Source organism: Streptomyces sp. ISL-98, assembly GCF_018614055.1.
Classification (GTDB): domain Bacteria; phylum Actinomycetota; class Actinomycetes; order Streptomycetales; family Streptomycetaceae; genus Streptomyces; species Streptomyces spiramyceticus.
The window spans coordinates 217,995-232,740 of sequence record NZ_JAGGPB010000019.1 but is presented as its reverse complement, the minus strand read 5'-3'; the positions used below and the strand labels follow the sequence as shown (position 1 = coordinate 232,740).

The following is a 14,746-nucleotide window of genomic DNA, read 5'->3' as shown; positions in this document are numbered from 1 at the left end:
TCACCTGGAGTCCCACCATGCTGAAGTTCCATTGGTTCCTGCCCACTGCCAGCGACGGCCGTTCCCTGACGGTCGGCACACGCGGCACGCACGGCCCGGGTCACGATGCGTACCTGGCCGCCGACCCGGGCGCCGACCGGTTCCGCGCCCCCGGCATCCGCTACCTGAATCAGATCGCTCAGGCCGCCGAGCACATGGGCTTCGACGGGATCCTCACCCCGACCGGCACCTGGTGCGAGGACGCCTGGCTGACCTGCGCCGCGCTCGCCCAGGAAACCGAGCGGCTGCGCTTCCTCGTCGCGTTCCGGCCCGGCTTCATCTCTCCGACGCTGGCTGCACAGATGGCCGCCACGTTCCAGCGGATCTCCCGCGGACGACTGCTGCTGAACATCGTTACGGGCGGCGAGGCCGACGAGCAGGCCCGCTTCGGCGACCACCTGAGCAAGGCCGCGCGCTACGAGCGCACGGGCGAGTTCCTCACCGTGCTGCGCGGTGCCTGGTCCGGCGAGCCGTTCACCTTCAAGGGTGAGCACTACGACGTGCGCGGCGCCACGGTCATGGCACCCCCGGACCCGATACCCGAGCTGTTTTGCGGCGGCTCCTCGGCGGAGGCGGGGCCGATCGCGGCACGGCACGTGGACACCTACCTCACCTGGGGTGAGCCGCCCGAGCAGGTTGCGCAGAAGCTGGACTGGATCCGGGGCCTTGCCGCCGAGCAGGGCCGGACCATGCGGTTCGGCACCCGGTTCCACGTCGTGGCCCGGGACACCTCTGCGCAGGCGTGGGCGGCGGCCGAGCGGCTGCTGGCCGGGATGGACAGCGAGCACGTCGCCCGCGTCCAGACGACCCTGGCCGCCAGCCAGTCCACCGGCCAGGCCCGGATGTGCAGCCTGCACGCCGACTACCGCGAGAGCGCGCGGACCTCCGACCTGGAGATCTACCCCAACGTGTGGGCTGGGGTGGGCCTGCTGCGCGGCGGCGCCGGTACCGCGCTGGTCGGCTCCCACCAGGAGGTCGCCGACCGCATCGCCGAGTACGCGAGCTTGGGCATCGACGAGTTCATCCTGTCCGGGTTCCCTCACCTGGAGGAGGCGTACTGGGTCGGCGAAGGCGTCCTGCCCCGGCTCGCGCACCTCGGGCAGGCGGGCGCGCGGTGACGGTGAACCTGTTGGTGGTCGGCGTCGGCCCGCACACCCGCCTCAACCACCTCCCCTCGCTCGCGGCCGGGCAGGACTCGGGCCTGGTCGGCACGGTCACCGGCATCGACCTGCCCGCCGTGGCGCAGCAGCCGGTGACCTACGGCCTGCCGGGCAGCCCCCGTCTGTTGCCGATGGTCGGCGTGGAGCCGTTACCCACCTCCTGGCAAATCCTCCCGGCCGCAGTGCGCAGCGTCCTGGACGCGGTGGTGATCCGCGAGCGGATCCGGGCCGTCATCGTGGCGACCGAGCCCTCGGTGCACATGCCCTACGCCCTGTGGGCGCTGGAGCGCGGATTGAGCGTGCTGTTGGACAAGCCGTTGAGTGTCCACGCTGGCGCGTCCGTGGACCCCGAATCCGCGAGGGCCATCGCGGAGGACTTCGACACGCTCATGGATGCCTACCGGAAGGCCAGCCTGTGTGAGCCCGCCGTGGTGGTGAGCGTCATGAGCCAGCGCCGATGGCACCCGGCGTTCCAGCGGATGCGGGATCTGATCGCCGAGGTCGCCCAGGAGACGAACTGCCCGGTCACCAACATCCAGTCGAGCCACGGCGATGGCCAGTGGCGCCTGCCGGACGAACTGGTGAACCTCGGCTACCACGGGTTCGACCGCGGGTATGGGAAGGCCGCGCACTCCGGCTACCACGAGTTCGATATCGTGCCGTGGCTGCTCGATGCCGGGGAACGGCCCGGCAAGGAGCTGGACGAGGTCGAGGTCCACGCGCACGTCGCCCGCCCGGCCGACACCCTCGCCCAGCTCACGGTCGCCGACCACGAGCGCCTGTTCCCTGACTTCGCCAAGCGCAACCCCTTTGGCCACACCGAACTCCAGAAACTGACGGGCGCGTTCGGTGAGGTGGACGCCTTCCTGTCGATGGCCTACCGCAGCGGCGGCCGGACGATGACGCTGGGCAGCATCAACCTCGCCCATCACACGTTCTCCCAACGCGGCAGCCTGGAACCGGCGCTGGTCGGCCTCTACAAGGGCAACGGCCGCATCGGGCAGGAGACCCACATCATCCAGCAGGGCCCCTTCCAGGCCCTTCACTTCCACTGCCTGCAGACGCTCCACGATGACGAACCCGGTATCGACCCGGCGGCGGTCGGCGGCGCGGACCACGTCACCGTCCACGTCTTCCGCAACAACCGCCTGCGCCCCGACTGGAAGCGGCACACCACCCTCGACTTCGCAGACCTGACCCAGGGAGCTGGCCCGGGGGCGGAACTGCCCACCCAGAGGTCGTCCCGCAACCGTGCGGTGACCGAGTTCCTTCACTACCTGACCGGGCGGATCCCGCGTCAGCACATGGTCTCCGATCTGGTCACCCATCGCCGTCCCGCTCAGCTGATGGCCGGTGCCTACCTGTCGATGGCCCACCGGTTCACCAGCACCGGCCCGGCCCCCGTGAGGCTCGGCTTCCGCTCCGCCCCGACCGGCACGGAGGACTACCTCGTCCCGCTGGAGGCAGCACGGTGACCACCGCCCTCCCGGGCACCGCGCCCGACCTTGCCGATCTGCTCGGCCCGTACCTGGACGACGTCCTCGCCGCCTGCCGCCAGCACGTCGGACCCGTCACACGGATCGAGCGGGCAACCGGTGGAAACGTCAGCCACGTCTTCCGCGTCCACGGCGAACGAGGCCGGGCCGTCCTTAAGATCCGCAGCACCTGCTTCTCCAACATCCCCGAGATCGCCACCAACCCGGAGCTGATCGCCGACGAGCACCGCGCCCTCGGGCTCTACTGCCAGGCGCTACCCGACCTCTTCCCAAAGGTCCTTGCGTTCCTGCCTCACGCGCACGCCCTGTTGATGACGGACGTTTTCCCCGACGGCCTCACCTGGCGCCAGCACTTGGACCAGCGCCCCGCCACCCCCGCCGAGGCGGACCGTCTCGGCCGCGCCCTTGCTCGCGTCCACCACGCCACCGCCTCGGTCCGTACCCCGATCCGCCCGCAAGGCGGCGACGACCGATTCCGCGAGCACACCTTTGACTTCTGCCTGCGCCCCACCGGGCACCCGGCGCTGCTCGCCGCCTGCACGGCACTGGCCGCGCTGCCCGACCAGCAGCTCGTCCTCGGCGACGTCGCCCCGAAGAACATCAGCCTCGCGCACGGCGGCGTCGCCTTCGTCGACCTCGACAACGTCCACTACAACGCTCCGCTCTACGACGTCGCCTACCTCCTCGCGCACGTACTCCTCCACCATCTGCGCTGGCCGGCCGAGCTGCCTGCCATCACCGCCGCGCTGCTGGACGCCTACACCGGATCCGCACCGGCCGGGCACTGGCAGCAGGACCCGCTGCTCGCCACGGTCACAGCCGGGGTGCTTCTCTACCGGCTGGCCACCCACGTCGTGCCGTACCCACCCACCGCGCCCCCGGCCGTCGGCGAGCGCTACCGCATCCAGGTCGTACGCCTGCTGGACACCGGCCCGTTCACAGTGCTCGACCTGCTGCGCGCCGCAGGAATGGATCCGGAGTGAACGGCCCCGCGACCCAGGCGCCCGACAAGGAGGACCAGGCCGCAGTCGCTGCGCTGCGTGCCCGTGGTATCCAGGTCGCCGACATTCAGGCCCTGGCCCGCGACCAGAGCCCCTTCGCCCGACGCACCACCCCGTCGAGCTGGAGCCTCGCCCCGGGCGTAACCCTCACCGCCCGGACCGCGGAACTGGGCGAGGGCTGCTTCACCAACGTCTTCACCCTCGCCGTCAACCTCGACCAGGCCCAATGCCGCGCCGTCAGCTCCCCAGCCGGATTCCACCTCCGCGACCTCGTCCGCGGTGACGCCGTCGCCGCAGGCAGCGGCTCCTTCTCCTACATCTCCGACGACCCCGCGTACCAGCCCGCTGAACCCTGTCTCGACCTCGCCATCCGCGATGGCCAGGTCGCCAGCCTGCCCACCATCACCAAACCCGCCCTCCTCATCCACCGGGGGCGCCCGCTGGTGCGGACCCTCGCGGCCACCGGCACCTTGACCATCGCGGGCCGCACGCACATCTGGACCGGCTCCAAGGAACGGCATCCGCCCAGCCAGTCCGGTCACCTCACCGTCTTCGGCGCCGCCAACTGCCGCGTCCGTTACCGCGACGACCCCCGTACCGGCTTCCTCCGCGACGTCGACCCCGCCACCAACACGACCCCTCGTGACCCCGACGCCCTCGACTGCACGGTCACTTCGACCGGCACCGGCCTGCGGGTCGCCGCCGTGCATCCCGGCGGCGGCGCTGACCTTTTCGCCGGCGCGTTCATCCTGCGCGCCCACCGCCCCTGGCCCACCCACCTCATCGTCGGCGCCCTCGTCGGCGTGACCAGCGTCGACACCCACCATGTCCGAGACCTGGAGTCTGCGCTCTCCCTCGGCCCGTCCGCCGCCGAAGCCTCCGCCGGCCGTACCCGAGCCTGGGACCAGAGCCTGGGCACCTCCCCGTTCCGGCCAGCCTCCCGATACCCCCGCACCTTGTTGGCCCTCCACGACGACCATCTCCAGCTCACCGTCTTCGACGGCGCACCCTTGACCAGCACCTTCCAGGGCACCACCACGCATGAGACGGCTGAGCTGTGCGCCCAAGCCGGGCTGGACCCCTCCCAGGTCTTCCACCTCGACGGCGGCCAGACCTCCAAAATCGCGTACACCCGACACCACCAGGAACCCGACGTCGTCGGCAGCCTGCACTACCTCCAATGGCCCGCCACCGCCGACGCCCCGTTCCGCTGGCGCGGGCTGGAAGGCCGCTTGCTGCGCAGCGCCCTACTAATCACCGCCCCGAAGGAGACGAGATGACGACCGTCCTCATCGTGGTCGCCCACCCCGACGACGCCGAGATCGCGATGGGAATGCGGATGCTCGCCTACGCGCAGAGCGGCGCCCGTGTCCGCGTGCACTGCCTCACCACCGGCAGCCCCGGCCCCAACGGAGAGGACGTGCGTCGCCAGGAGTGCCTGGCCGCCGGCGAGCGCCTGGGCGTCGCGGACTACAGCTTCTCGACGATCCCCGACAGCCGTTTCACCGACCACCGCGGTGACATCAACAGCGAGCTGTTCAGTGTCTTCCGACGGGACCGGCCCGACATCGTATATACGCACTTCCCGAACGACCAGCACCTCGACCACATCGCCACCGCCCAGGAGGTCACGGCTGTCGCCCTACGCGAAGCCGCGAACTTGAGCTACTTCCGTTCCCCCTACAGCGTCGGCCTGGAACCCAACGAGATCTTCATGGGCACCCGGGAACTCCTGAAAGCAAAAGAGGCGGCACTCGGTTGCTTCTCCTCCCAGCAGCAACTCGACATGGCCTCCTTCGCGCAACTGGCCGAAGTAGCCCACCGTCAGCACGTGCACCACCGCGTTGTTGAGCGCTTCCCGTCCCACGTCGCGGTCGCAGAGCTGTTCACGATCGCGCGAAGGATCGAGATCACCGCCGCCGCCGGCAGGTGAGGCGTTCCGTACCTTGGTCCGGCGCGGTCGATACGCCCCTCACCGTGGCACCGCCCTCGTTCACCTGGGCGGCAGCCGACTCCTACGTCGGAACGGACCACGGAGCGGCTCGGTCTCGTGGGCGACGCCGCTGCTGACGGCCGCCGGAAGCAAGTCCGACGGCCGTTCACCGAGCGGCTACGCCAGGACGGGAAGCGATGCCAGCCCGCGAACGAGACGGGTGCGCCGCCAGTCCAGTCGATCAGGCGGTGCGGCAAGCCGGATTCCGGGGAACCGAATCAGTACCGCTCGTAGGGCGATCTCCGCCTCGGCCTTGGCCAGGGGAGCACCGACACAGCGGTGGATGCCGTGGCCGAAGCTGAGATGAGCAGTGGCGTCTCGGTCCAAGTCGAGCAGGTCTGGCGACGGGAACCGTTCCGGGTCGCGGTTGGCTGCTCCAAGAGCGACCAGGACCGGGACACCGGCCGGGATATCGGTACCGCCGAGCGTGACGGCCTCCGTGGTGAATCGGAAGGTGGCTGTACTGACGGGGGAATCGAACCGAAGCAGCTCGTCCAGCACGGCTGGGATGTCGTCCGGATTCTTCCGAAGGTGATCCAGCTCGGTGGGGCGCTGGAGCAGCGCCAGGGCGGCGTTGCCGAGGAAGTTGGTGGTGGTCTCGTGCCCGGCGACGAGCAGCAGCACCGCCAGAGAGACCAGCTCCTCCTCGCTCAGGTGGTCGTCTCCGTCGCGCGCCGAGATGAGCCGGTCGAGGAGAGAGCCACCGGGGTGCAGGCGCTTGGCAGCGATGAGGCCCGTCATGTAGTCGGCCATGGAGTGCGAGGCTGCGTCGATGACGTCGGGCTTCCCGGCCGCGAACAGCTCTCCGGACCAGCGCTGTACGTCGGGCCGGTCGCTCTCCGGTACTCCGAGCAGCTCACAGATCACGATGACCGGCAGTGGCACCGCCAGGCCGGCCACGAAGTCGAACCGCTCGTCGAAAGGCCACTGATCCAGCAGCTCGTCGGTGACCCGGGCGATGAACGGACGCAGTTCCGCGACGGCCCCCGTCGTGAACGCCTTGGTCACCAGCTTGCGCAGCCGGGTGTGCTGGGGTGGGTCGCTGGCCAGCATGTTGTGCGCCACCGCAGGGTGCAGGCGCCGTGACCCCTTGCCCGCGAAGAAGGCGGCCGTGTCCTTTGAGAGCCGAGCGTCGCCGAGGGCTTCCCTGGCTTCCGCGTAGCCGGTGATCAGGTAGCTGCTGTGGCCGCTTGAGCCGGTGGGTACCTGCTGCACCGGGCACGCAGACCGCATGGCCGCGTAGGTGGGATAGGGGTCCTGAAGGAAGCGGCGGTCCTGAGTCGGGTCGGTCATGCTTTCAGGCTCCAACCGGTTCTGGCTGGCCGTCGTCGGCGACACGCCCAACACGGTGGGCGTAGGCGTCGGCCACCAGGAGGAGCCACTGCGTGTCCGCGCGAAGGTCCTTGCGGGAGGCGGCGTCCGCCGACGGCAGGGCGACCTCGTCGGCGAGATGGCCGGCCTTCGAGGCGGCCAGTGCCGCCTTCACGACAGCCGCCTCGACTGCTGCGGCCCCTTCCTCCGTTCCGGCCTCGAAAGTCTCCTGGGCCATCTCCTGTACTCTGCGGGACCGGTACGGGCGAAGGGCGAGGATGCCGTCGCTGATCTCGATGACACGCCGCTGGAGCAGGAAGTCCGAGTCGTTCGAAGCGTCCTCGACGAAGTCCGCGGACGACAGGACGATCTCCGGCTTCGCGGCTGACAGGTCCTGCCAGAGAGAACCGAGCGCCTCGAAGGACGTCACCTCCCAGCGACGGCGGCGGGCCTGGCTGATCGGGTAGACCACAGCCGGCAACGTGAGGCCGAGACAGATCAGCAGGACGGCGAGCACCGGAGACGTCACGCTGAAGACGCACGGCGCGGCGACGAGCGACGAGCACCTCGAGTGGTCGGGTATGAGATGGAAGCCCAAGCCCAAGGAGATGAGGACCGTCAGCTTGTACACGGCGTAGACCAGCGCGAAGGCGCAGCCTGATGCCGCCATCCGCAGACCTATCCGAACGCTGCTTCGACGAGTCGACTTCGACTGACGCACGGCCTGTAGCAGGAAGTCGACGATGGCGAAGCCGAGGTAGGAGATGAACAGGAGCAGGTAGAGCGCGTACACCTGCGGAGAGCGGTGCGTCATCTGCTCGTACGTGAACAGTGTGGTCATCCCGAAGGCGGACGTGGCGAAGAGAACGAGGCGCAGTCGGATTCGACGCTGTGCTTCCGCGGGTTCCAGGTTGAGCTGGAACGAGACGGCCAGGACCGCAGTGGCAGCGGCCAGCGAAGCGCAGTTGCTCAACAGCCGGGCCACATGCGGCACGACTGCTTCGACGGCGTTCTCGAACAGTGGCGCGTAGGAAGCGAAGGCCAGGGCGAACGAGCCGAGGAGCGCGCCCATGGCCCATGTGCCGGTCGGACGGGGCGTCCCTCGACCGAGGATCCAGTAGCCGGCAGTCGCTGCGAGCAGGCAGGCCATGCCAAGAAAAACGGCATTCATCGTGAGCGGAAGCGACCTCTCTTAATGGGCTGGGCGAAGAGTGCGTCCCAGCTATCCGATCCCTTTTCCGGGTGGCGAGAAGGGGATTCACGTTCGCGATAGATGCGCTGACGGATAACCGTCGCCATCATCTCCGCTTCGCGTTCGTCGGCCGTCGAGTAACTCGTGCGTCCCGACATGCGCATCACCAGCGTGGGATTCACCCCGAGGGCTTGGGCCGTATCCGCGTCGACCTCCAGGCTTCCGGGGTGGTCGCAGTACACGTGGCATAGCTCGTGTGTGAGAATGTGCCGCTGGTGGTGGACAGACGTACCTTCCTCGTAATAGAGGAGGTCGGCCGATGGGGTCTCGATCCTTATGCCGCAGGGCGCATCGATAGCGCCGAGCGTGCTCAAGGGCTTCAGGATGATCGGCTTCCCCCGAAGGTCAGCTATCGCCTCGCGCAATTCGCGCGTACTGAAGCGATGTGGCAGGTGCAGGAGATCGACCTGCTTCTCACACGATTTGCGCAGTCGACTCTCGTCGATTTCTGGCAAGGGCATGGCAACCCCCCTCCGCCTTGGCTGTGTGCCTACTTGCTAGCGAGCGACAGCCATGAGGATGCCAAGAAGAAGGGGGAAGTCACGCTCCCCGGAACTGAGAGTTCCGGTTACGGATGGTGACTCGATCTGGGAGGTGGGCGAGGGCAGTCCGGGCCGTCAGGATTTGTCGATCTTGACCGGCATTGCGCGACCCTAGAGATCTCAAGGCAGCGTGGCGGGCGACACTGATGATTGAACAATCGACTATCTGTCATGTCCGACTACGCTGAATGACCGTTTCATGATCCTTTGATGGTCATTCAGGGCGTGTCGTGACGTATGTCACCTGATCATGGGATCTAATCTCAGGCCATGGACTCCCGGGGTGGGCAGGTCGAGGGCGGTGAGCCCGAAGGCGAGTCCCTGCCTGAGCTGCTGCGATCGTGGCGGATCCGGACGAATCCCCGAGCGGTTCCGGGCCTGACGGTCTCGGGTCGCCGGAGTGATGGGCTGACGCAGCGTGACGTGGCTCGGCTGACTGGCGTGAGCGAGCGTTGGTACGGCTCCCTGGAGCGAGGCAAGGAAGCCGGATACTCCGCCGACTTCCTCGACCGGCTCTCGTCGGCGCTACGGCTGAGCCGCGCGGAACGTCACGCGCTGTACTTGAGGGCAGTTGGCCGCCCGCCGGCACTTGCCGCCGTGCCGGAAGTCGACGCGGCAGCGGAGATGGACGAGGTGCTCCAGCAGTTCCTGGACAACCAGGCCCCCAACCCTGCCTTCGTGACGGACCTCGCGTGGAACGTGATCGGTTACAACGGGCCGCTGTTGGACTGGTTCCCGTGGGCCGCCTACCAGGCCAATCAGATGCGATGGGCCTTTCTGAGGCCGGAGGCCCGCGAGCAGCTCGTGAACTGGGAGCAGGACTGGGCCCGCTCCTATCTGGGACAGATCCGCTACGAGCGAGCCCGCCATCCGAAGAACGAGGCCCTTCGGCAACTGGAGCGCGACATCCTCGCGGGATCTCCGGCCGCGCGGAAGATGTGGGATCGCCGCGAGATGGTCGAACACGCCGACGGTGACCTGCGTCGGCTCAGGCTCCCGTATCACCGGGGCCGGGAGGTCGCTGTTCGCATCGTCGCCTTGCGACCCATGCGCAGTGACCGCCTCCGAGTGATCGTGCTGATGGAAGGCCGCCGAGGAACCGCCAGCGCTTGATCCGCCCAGGGAAGGCCGACGCGCGCCGCGGTTTGGGCGGGGCCGAACTCATTCGTCGTCGAGTAGCCCGGACTCGTCCGACTCGTCCGGCATGCCTTCTAGCCGACGGGCCTGGTCGATCACGGTGTTCAGCATGTGCAGGCTCGACGTGCTGAGCCCGTTGGCACGCAAGGCGACCCGGCGCACGCCCTGGTCGCGCATGGCAGCGACCACGTGAATCTCCGCGCGCTGCCGCTCGGCCTCCGCCTCGTCGAAGAAGTAGCCCGGGTTCACCCCGAAGAACCCGGCCAGTGCCCGGATGGTCTGCATCTTCGGGTTCGTGTTGGTCCCGGTGCGGAGCTGCTGGATGGCGCTCGAGGAGATGGTCACGCCGGAGGTGTCCCGGATGCCCTGTGACACCTCCGCGTACGTGTACGGGCCGCGCCCCTTTGGGTGCACCTCCCGAAACAGGTAGTCGAGCAGCTCCGCGAAGGTGCGCTCGTTCTTCTCGGTCATCTCCAACCCTTCGCCATTACCGGCATCCTATCCACTCCAGTGGTGATCATGCCCCACTATCGTCCCGCATGCCACCATTGCAGTTGACGCAGGAGCATCATTGCGGTGTACGTTGACCCCTAAGTCCGTCCAGTGCAGTGTTCCGTGCCTGGTCGGAGCGGGTGCGAAGAGGCTGGACTTGTGCCAGGGGTCGCCATATGGTCCTGGTCCCTCGCGCAAACGGATCACCGGCCGAGGACAGGCCAGGAGGGGAGGGGCGATGCACGCACACGGGCCATGACGCCCGCCGGGGCAAAGGAAACCGGCGCCCGGGAGCTACCAACTCCCAAGCGCCGGGCCGGCACCCCGAGGAGCGCCGATTCACATCTCGCGGGCGACGGGGCTTTTTGCACGAGAACCGCCGCACCGCACTCCTACGAACAACGGAGTATCGCATGCTCGCCATGCCGAGCGGAATCCCGGCCTGCCCGGAGACCGACCGCCAGCACCGCCTCGCCGCCCAGCTCGCCGACATGATCCCAGGCGCGGCCACCATCCGCGTCAGCCTCAACGACCCGAAGCAGGCGTGGCCCCACCCGCACGCCATCGTCAAGGACGAGGCCGGGGAGACGCTGGAGCTCGGCCGGACCACCGCCAGGGTCGCAGCCCGGTGGATCCTGCGAGTCTGGCCGGAGGCGGACTGGACCCGGCCGCACACCTTCGACCTCGCCGACGCGACCCTCACCCGCAGCGACCTGATCGCCGCCGGTCGGGGCCGCTGACATGGCGCGGATACGAACCATCAAGCCGGAGGCGTTCGTCTCCGAGTCGCTCGCCGAAGTGAGCGTCGAGGCCGAGCGGACCTTCTTCGGACTGCTCACCCAGGCTGACGACCACGGCCGCCACCGCGACAACGCCGCGATCATCGCCGGGCTGCTCTGGCCGCTGCGCGCCGAGCACACCTCAGTCCACGTCGAGGACGACCTCCAGCAACTCGCGAACGCTGGCCTGATCTGCCGGTACACCGGCTGCGACGGCCGCCGCTACCTGCACATCGCGACCTGGTCCGAGCATCAGAAGATCGACAAGCCGAGCCAGTCCCGCCTCCCCGCCTGCCCGCAGCACCACGCGGCCGACCGCTGCGCCCCCTGCAAGGGCACCTGCACCAAGCGAAGCGAGGAGTCGCCCACCCCTACCCGAGGGCTCGCCGAGGCTTCGCCGAACGCTCCCCGAGCCCTCGATCTGCCCGCGCAGCCCGCTGCGACGCCTCCCGGCAACGTAGGCGGTGCTTTCTCCGCCCAGCAGGACACCTTCGACGGCATGGCCGGCACCCCTAGCCACGCGGACACGAAAACCGCAGGTCAGGGCCCATTCTCCGAGGACTCCCCGAACCTTCCCCGAAGCTTCGGGGAGGACTCGGCGCCTGGATCTAGGATCTTGGATCCTGGATCTCTTATCCCTACGGGGCGCACAGCGCCCGCAGCCTCCGTCTCGGCCAACCAGCTCGTCGGCGAGTACATCGCTGCCTGCGACGAGCGCCCGCCCAGCGACGTGATCGGCCACCTCGGGCGGATCACCAAGAAGCTCCTGGGCGAGGGGATCGCCCCGGAGTACATCCGAGCCGGGCTGCAGAACTTCGCAGCCAACCCCAAGCACCCGAGCGTGCTGACCAGCATGGTCAACGAGGCCATGAACGCACGCTCCGGCGGTTTGGCGCGGCCGGGAAACCGTCCTAACGTGCCCGCTCACCAGGCGTGGACCAACCCGGTCAACGCTGCCGCCGCCTACGCCGAGGAGCTGTGATGCGCACCCGTACCCGCGAACCGCAGACCCTCGGCGAGGGCACCCTGGACCGGATGGCCCGGATCCTGGCCGCCCGCAACATCGACCCGGCCGCTGTCGCCGCACTGGCCGACGAGCCCGAGCCCTTCTCGCCGCTGGACGCCCTGTCTGCCGGGATGCCCCCGCGCTACCAGGACGCGATCGCCGACCACCCCCAGGTCCTGGCCTGGGCCCGGGACGTCGCCGAGGCCGCCGTCGCCCCCAGCCTGGGAGCCCGGCGGCAGGTCACCACCGGCCCCAGCCTGCTGATGGCCGGGGTCGTCGGCGCGGGCAAGACCCACCAGGCGTACGGCGCGGTCCGGAGACTGGTGCAGAGCGGGGTCGGCGTGCGCTGGCGCGCGACCACCGCCGCCGACCTGTACGCCGACCTGCGCCCCCGGCCCGGGGCAGACAGCGAGCGGGAGCTGGCGGCCGTCAGCCGCTGCCCCCTGCTTGTCATCGACGACCTCGGCGCGGCCAAGGCATCCGAATGGGTCGAGGAAGTGACGTACCGGCTCATCAACCGCCGGTACAACCACATGCTCCCGACGCTGATCACCACCAACCTGGCGATCAAGGACCTCCGGGTCTACCTCGGCGACCGCGTCACCTCCCGGCTCGCGCAGATGACCACCCGAGTCGAGTTCGAGCCGGTCGACCGCAGACGCCTCCGCACCGCCGCCTGACCTGCCGCAGGCCGCCACGCCGGGCCGCGCCCCCAGCGCGCCGCCCCATGCACCTCCCGACCCAGCGCACCCCTCCGCCGACGCCCTTGCGCGCGGAGAGCGATCGGAGCAACCCGCGTGACCGCCACGACGATCAGCCCTGCCCGCCATCGGTCGCTCGGCGACCACACCTGGCAGGACCAGGCCGTCTGCCAGAGCACCGAGTACAACCCGGTGGACCCCGAAACCTTCTTCCCCGAGCCCGACGAGACCGACAAGATCACCGCCGCGAAGTCGCTGTGCGGCCAGTGCCCGGTCCGCCGCACCTGCCTGGACGCCGCCCTCGAAAGCGGCGACACCCACGGCATCCGGGGCGGCATGACGGAAGAGGAGCGCGAGCCGCTGCACGAGAAGCTCGCCAACCGCCTGGACTACAGCCGCGTCAACGCCACCGTCGCCGGGCGCGACGTCCACCTCACCAAGGCCGAGCGCCGCGCGGTCGTCCACGCCGCCTACCGCCACGGCCTGTCCGAACAGCGCCTGGCCTGGCTCCTGAAGATCACCGAGGAGCACGCCCAGAAGCTGTACCGCGAGACCCGCCGGGCCCTGCGCAACCGAGACCTGGAGCAGACCACGAAGACCACCCCGCCTCCGGAGACCGACGGCGAGCGCCTGGGCCGCGACGACTTCGGGACGGCAGCGTGAGCACCGCGAGCGCGCCCAAGGCGGCGCACATCACCGGCTGGGACCGCGCGGTCGTCATCGCGCTGGGCGGCGCGGGGTGCGCCCTGTCGTACGACGCCCTCCAGCAGATGGCCGTCGCCATCCACGTCCGCGGTTTCCTGACCTACCTCTTCCCCCTGGTGATCGACGGGTTCATCTCCTACGGCGTCCGAGCCCTCCTGGTCCTGCGCGACGCACCCCTGCGCGCCCGGCTCTACGTCTGGACCCTCTTCGGCACCGCTACCGCCGCCAGCATCTGGGCCAACGCGCTCCACGCGGTGCGACTCAACGAGGAATCGGCCTCGGCCACCGGACTCCGGCTCGGAGACACGGTGGTCGCGGTGCTGTCCACCATCGCCCCGCTCGCGCTGGCCGGAGCGGTCCACCTCTACATCCTCATCGCCCGGGGGCCAGCCAAGGACAGTGACCGAAGTGACCGCGACGACCTCGGACAGGCCGGTCACCTCGGTCAGGCCGACCGGCCCGAGGGCATCACGGTCACCCGGACTGACCGGCCCGGTCAGCCGCAGCCGCAGGCTGGTCAGGTCACCGCCGGTCAGCCGGTCACTGCCCTGACCGACCGGCCGCGACTGTCCCTGGACAAGCAGACCCCAAGTCCTCGGTCACTGACCGGGGACAGTGCCCCGGCGGACAGCAGCAGCCCGGTCACCGGTCACCACGAGCCGCCGCACGAGGCCGCTGACCTGCCCGGACAGTCGGACACCGCGCCGCCGGTCACTGACCGCCCGGCCGGCACCGAGCCGGTCACCGGCCACCAGAACAGCCTCGCGCCGGTCACTGACCGGCCGGTTACTCCGCCGCCGGTCACTGACCCGGACACCCGGACAACCGGTGACCGGCGGCCTGATCCGGACACCGAGGAGCTGCTGGAGATCGCCCGGTCAGCGGTCAGGGCCGAGGACAAGCTGACCCGCAAGGTGGTCGCCCAGGCGATCCGGGGTCAGCAGATCCCGCTGTCGAGCGACACGCTGACCGCCCTGATGGTCCAGCTCCGCGAGCAGCACGGACAGCCGGTCACCGCCGCCCGGAACTGACCGGACAGCACGAAGCGGGTGACCGAGCCGGACACCTCGGCCGGTCATCCGCCCCCGGACATGCGCCCCACAACCTTCCGAAGCGAACCGGAGAGCACCCT

Annotated in this window: 15 protein-coding genes; 11 read left to right on the top strand and 4 right to left on the bottom strand. The window is 69.3% G+C overall.

Annotated features, from left to right (window positions below):
* Positions 1-17: 17 nt before the first annotated feature.
* From J7I98_RS14095 to J7I98_RS14075, 5 genes are read left to right on the top strand one after another with little or no spacing between them, the layout of a single operon-like run.
* Positions 18-1,157, top strand: a complete 1,140-nt coding sequence (locus J7I98_RS14095) for an LLM class flavin-dependent oxidoreductase (protein ID WP_214921000.1) — start codon at positions 18-20, stop codon at positions 1,155-1,157.
* Positions 1,154-2,674: a Gfo/Idh/MocA family protein gene (locus J7I98_RS14090; protein ID WP_214920999.1), complete on the top strand. Its 1,521-nt coding sequence runs from the start codon at positions 1,154-1,156 to the stop codon at positions 2,672-2,674. Before J7I98_RS14095 ends, J7I98_RS14090 begins: the two co-directional genes overlap by 4 nt.
* Positions 2,671-3,678 (top strand): phosphotransferase, encoded by a 1,008-nt coding sequence (locus tag J7I98_RS14085; RefSeq protein ID WP_214920998.1) that lies wholly within the window; start codon positions 2,671-2,673, stop codon positions 3,676-3,678. The genes J7I98_RS14090 and J7I98_RS14085 overlap by 4 nt, the downstream gene beginning before the upstream one ends.
* Entirely contained in the window at positions 3,675-4,976 is a 1,302-nt protein-coding gene (locus J7I98_RS14080) for a phosphodiester glycosidase family protein (RefSeq protein WP_214920997.1), read from the top strand. Before J7I98_RS14085 ends, J7I98_RS14080 begins: the two co-directional genes overlap by 4 nt.
* Positions 4,973-5,629, top strand: a complete 657-nt coding sequence (locus tag J7I98_RS14075; RefSeq protein ID WP_214920996.1) for a PIG-L deacetylase family protein — start codon at positions 4,973-4,975, stop codon at positions 5,627-5,629. Before J7I98_RS14080 ends, J7I98_RS14075 begins: the two co-directional genes overlap by 4 nt.
* A 177-nt stretch (positions 5,630-5,806) precedes the next feature.
* On the opposite strand, the gene J7I98_RS14070 is transcribed toward J7I98_RS14075, so the two are convergent.
* From J7I98_RS14070 to J7I98_RS14060, 3 genes are read right to left on the bottom strand one after another with little or no spacing between them, the layout of a single operon-like run.
* Positions 5,807-6,982, bottom strand: coding sequence for a cytochrome P450 (locus J7I98_RS14070; protein WP_214920995.1), 1,176 nt, complete (start codon positions 6,980-6,982; stop codon positions 5,807-5,809).
* Between the two features lie 4 nt (positions 6,983-6,986).
* Positions 6,987-8,171, bottom strand: a complete 1,185-nt coding sequence (locus J7I98_RS14065) for an MAB_1171c family putative transporter (RefSeq protein ID WP_214920994.1) — start codon at positions 8,169-8,171, stop codon at positions 6,987-6,989.
* On the bottom strand, positions 8,168-8,713 hold the full coding sequence (locus J7I98_RS14060) for a regulator component (protein ID WP_214920993.1): 546 nt from the start codon (positions 8,711-8,713) through the stop codon (positions 8,168-8,170). Before J7I98_RS14060 ends, J7I98_RS14065 begins: the two co-directional genes overlap by 4 nt.
* A gap of 351 nt (positions 8,714-9,064) precedes the next feature.
* On the opposite strand from J7I98_RS14060, the gene J7I98_RS14055 reads away from it, so the two are divergent.
* Positions 9,065-9,907 (top strand): helix-turn-helix domain-containing protein, encoded by an 843-nt coding sequence (locus J7I98_RS14055; RefSeq protein ID WP_214920992.1) that lies wholly within the window; start codon positions 9,065-9,067, stop codon positions 9,905-9,907.
* 48 nt (positions 9,908-9,955) lie between these two features.
* Here J7I98_RS14055 and J7I98_RS14050 read toward each other — a convergent pair whose 3' ends face one another.
* On the bottom strand, positions 9,956-10,402 hold the full coding sequence (locus tag J7I98_RS14050; RefSeq protein ID WP_214920991.1) for a Secondary metabolite protein: 447 nt from the start codon (positions 10,400-10,402) through the stop codon (positions 9,956-9,958).
* A 434-nt stretch (positions 10,403-10,836) separates the two neighbouring features.
* Here J7I98_RS14050 and J7I98_RS14045 point away from each other — a divergent pair, with 434 nt between their 5' ends.
* The 5 genes from J7I98_RS14045 (at position 10,837) to J7I98_RS14025 (ending at position 14,645) form a co-directional block, all read left to right on the top strand.
* Positions 10,837-11,163: a transcriptional regulator gene (locus J7I98_RS14045; protein WP_214920990.1), complete on the top strand. Its 327-nt coding sequence runs from the start codon at positions 10,837-10,839 to the stop codon at positions 11,161-11,163.
* A gap of 1 nt (position 11,164) precedes the next feature.
* Positions 11,165-12,184, top strand: coding sequence for a hypothetical protein (locus tag J7I98_RS14040; RefSeq protein ID WP_214920989.1), 1,020 nt, complete (start codon positions 11,165-11,167; stop codon positions 12,182-12,184).
* Positions 12,184-12,888: an ATP-binding protein gene (locus J7I98_RS14035; protein ID WP_214920988.1), complete on the top strand. Its 705-nt coding sequence runs from the start codon at positions 12,184-12,186 to the stop codon at positions 12,886-12,888. Before J7I98_RS14040 ends, J7I98_RS14035 begins: the two co-directional genes overlap by 1 nt.
* A 117-nt stretch (positions 12,889-13,005) precedes the next feature.
* Complete coding sequence (locus tag J7I98_RS14030; protein WP_214920987.1) at positions 13,006-13,572, top strand: WhiB family transcriptional regulator; 567 nt, start codon at positions 13,006-13,008, stop codon at positions 13,570-13,572.
* Positions 13,569-14,645 carry a DUF2637 domain-containing protein gene (locus J7I98_RS14025; protein ID WP_214920986.1) on the top strand — a complete coding sequence of 359 codons (1,077 nt, stop codon included), beginning with the start codon at positions 13,569-13,571 and terminating at the stop codon, positions 14,643-14,645. The genes J7I98_RS14030 and J7I98_RS14025 overlap by 4 nt, the downstream gene beginning before the upstream one ends.
* The last annotated feature ends 101 nt before the right edge of the window (positions 14,646-14,746 follow it).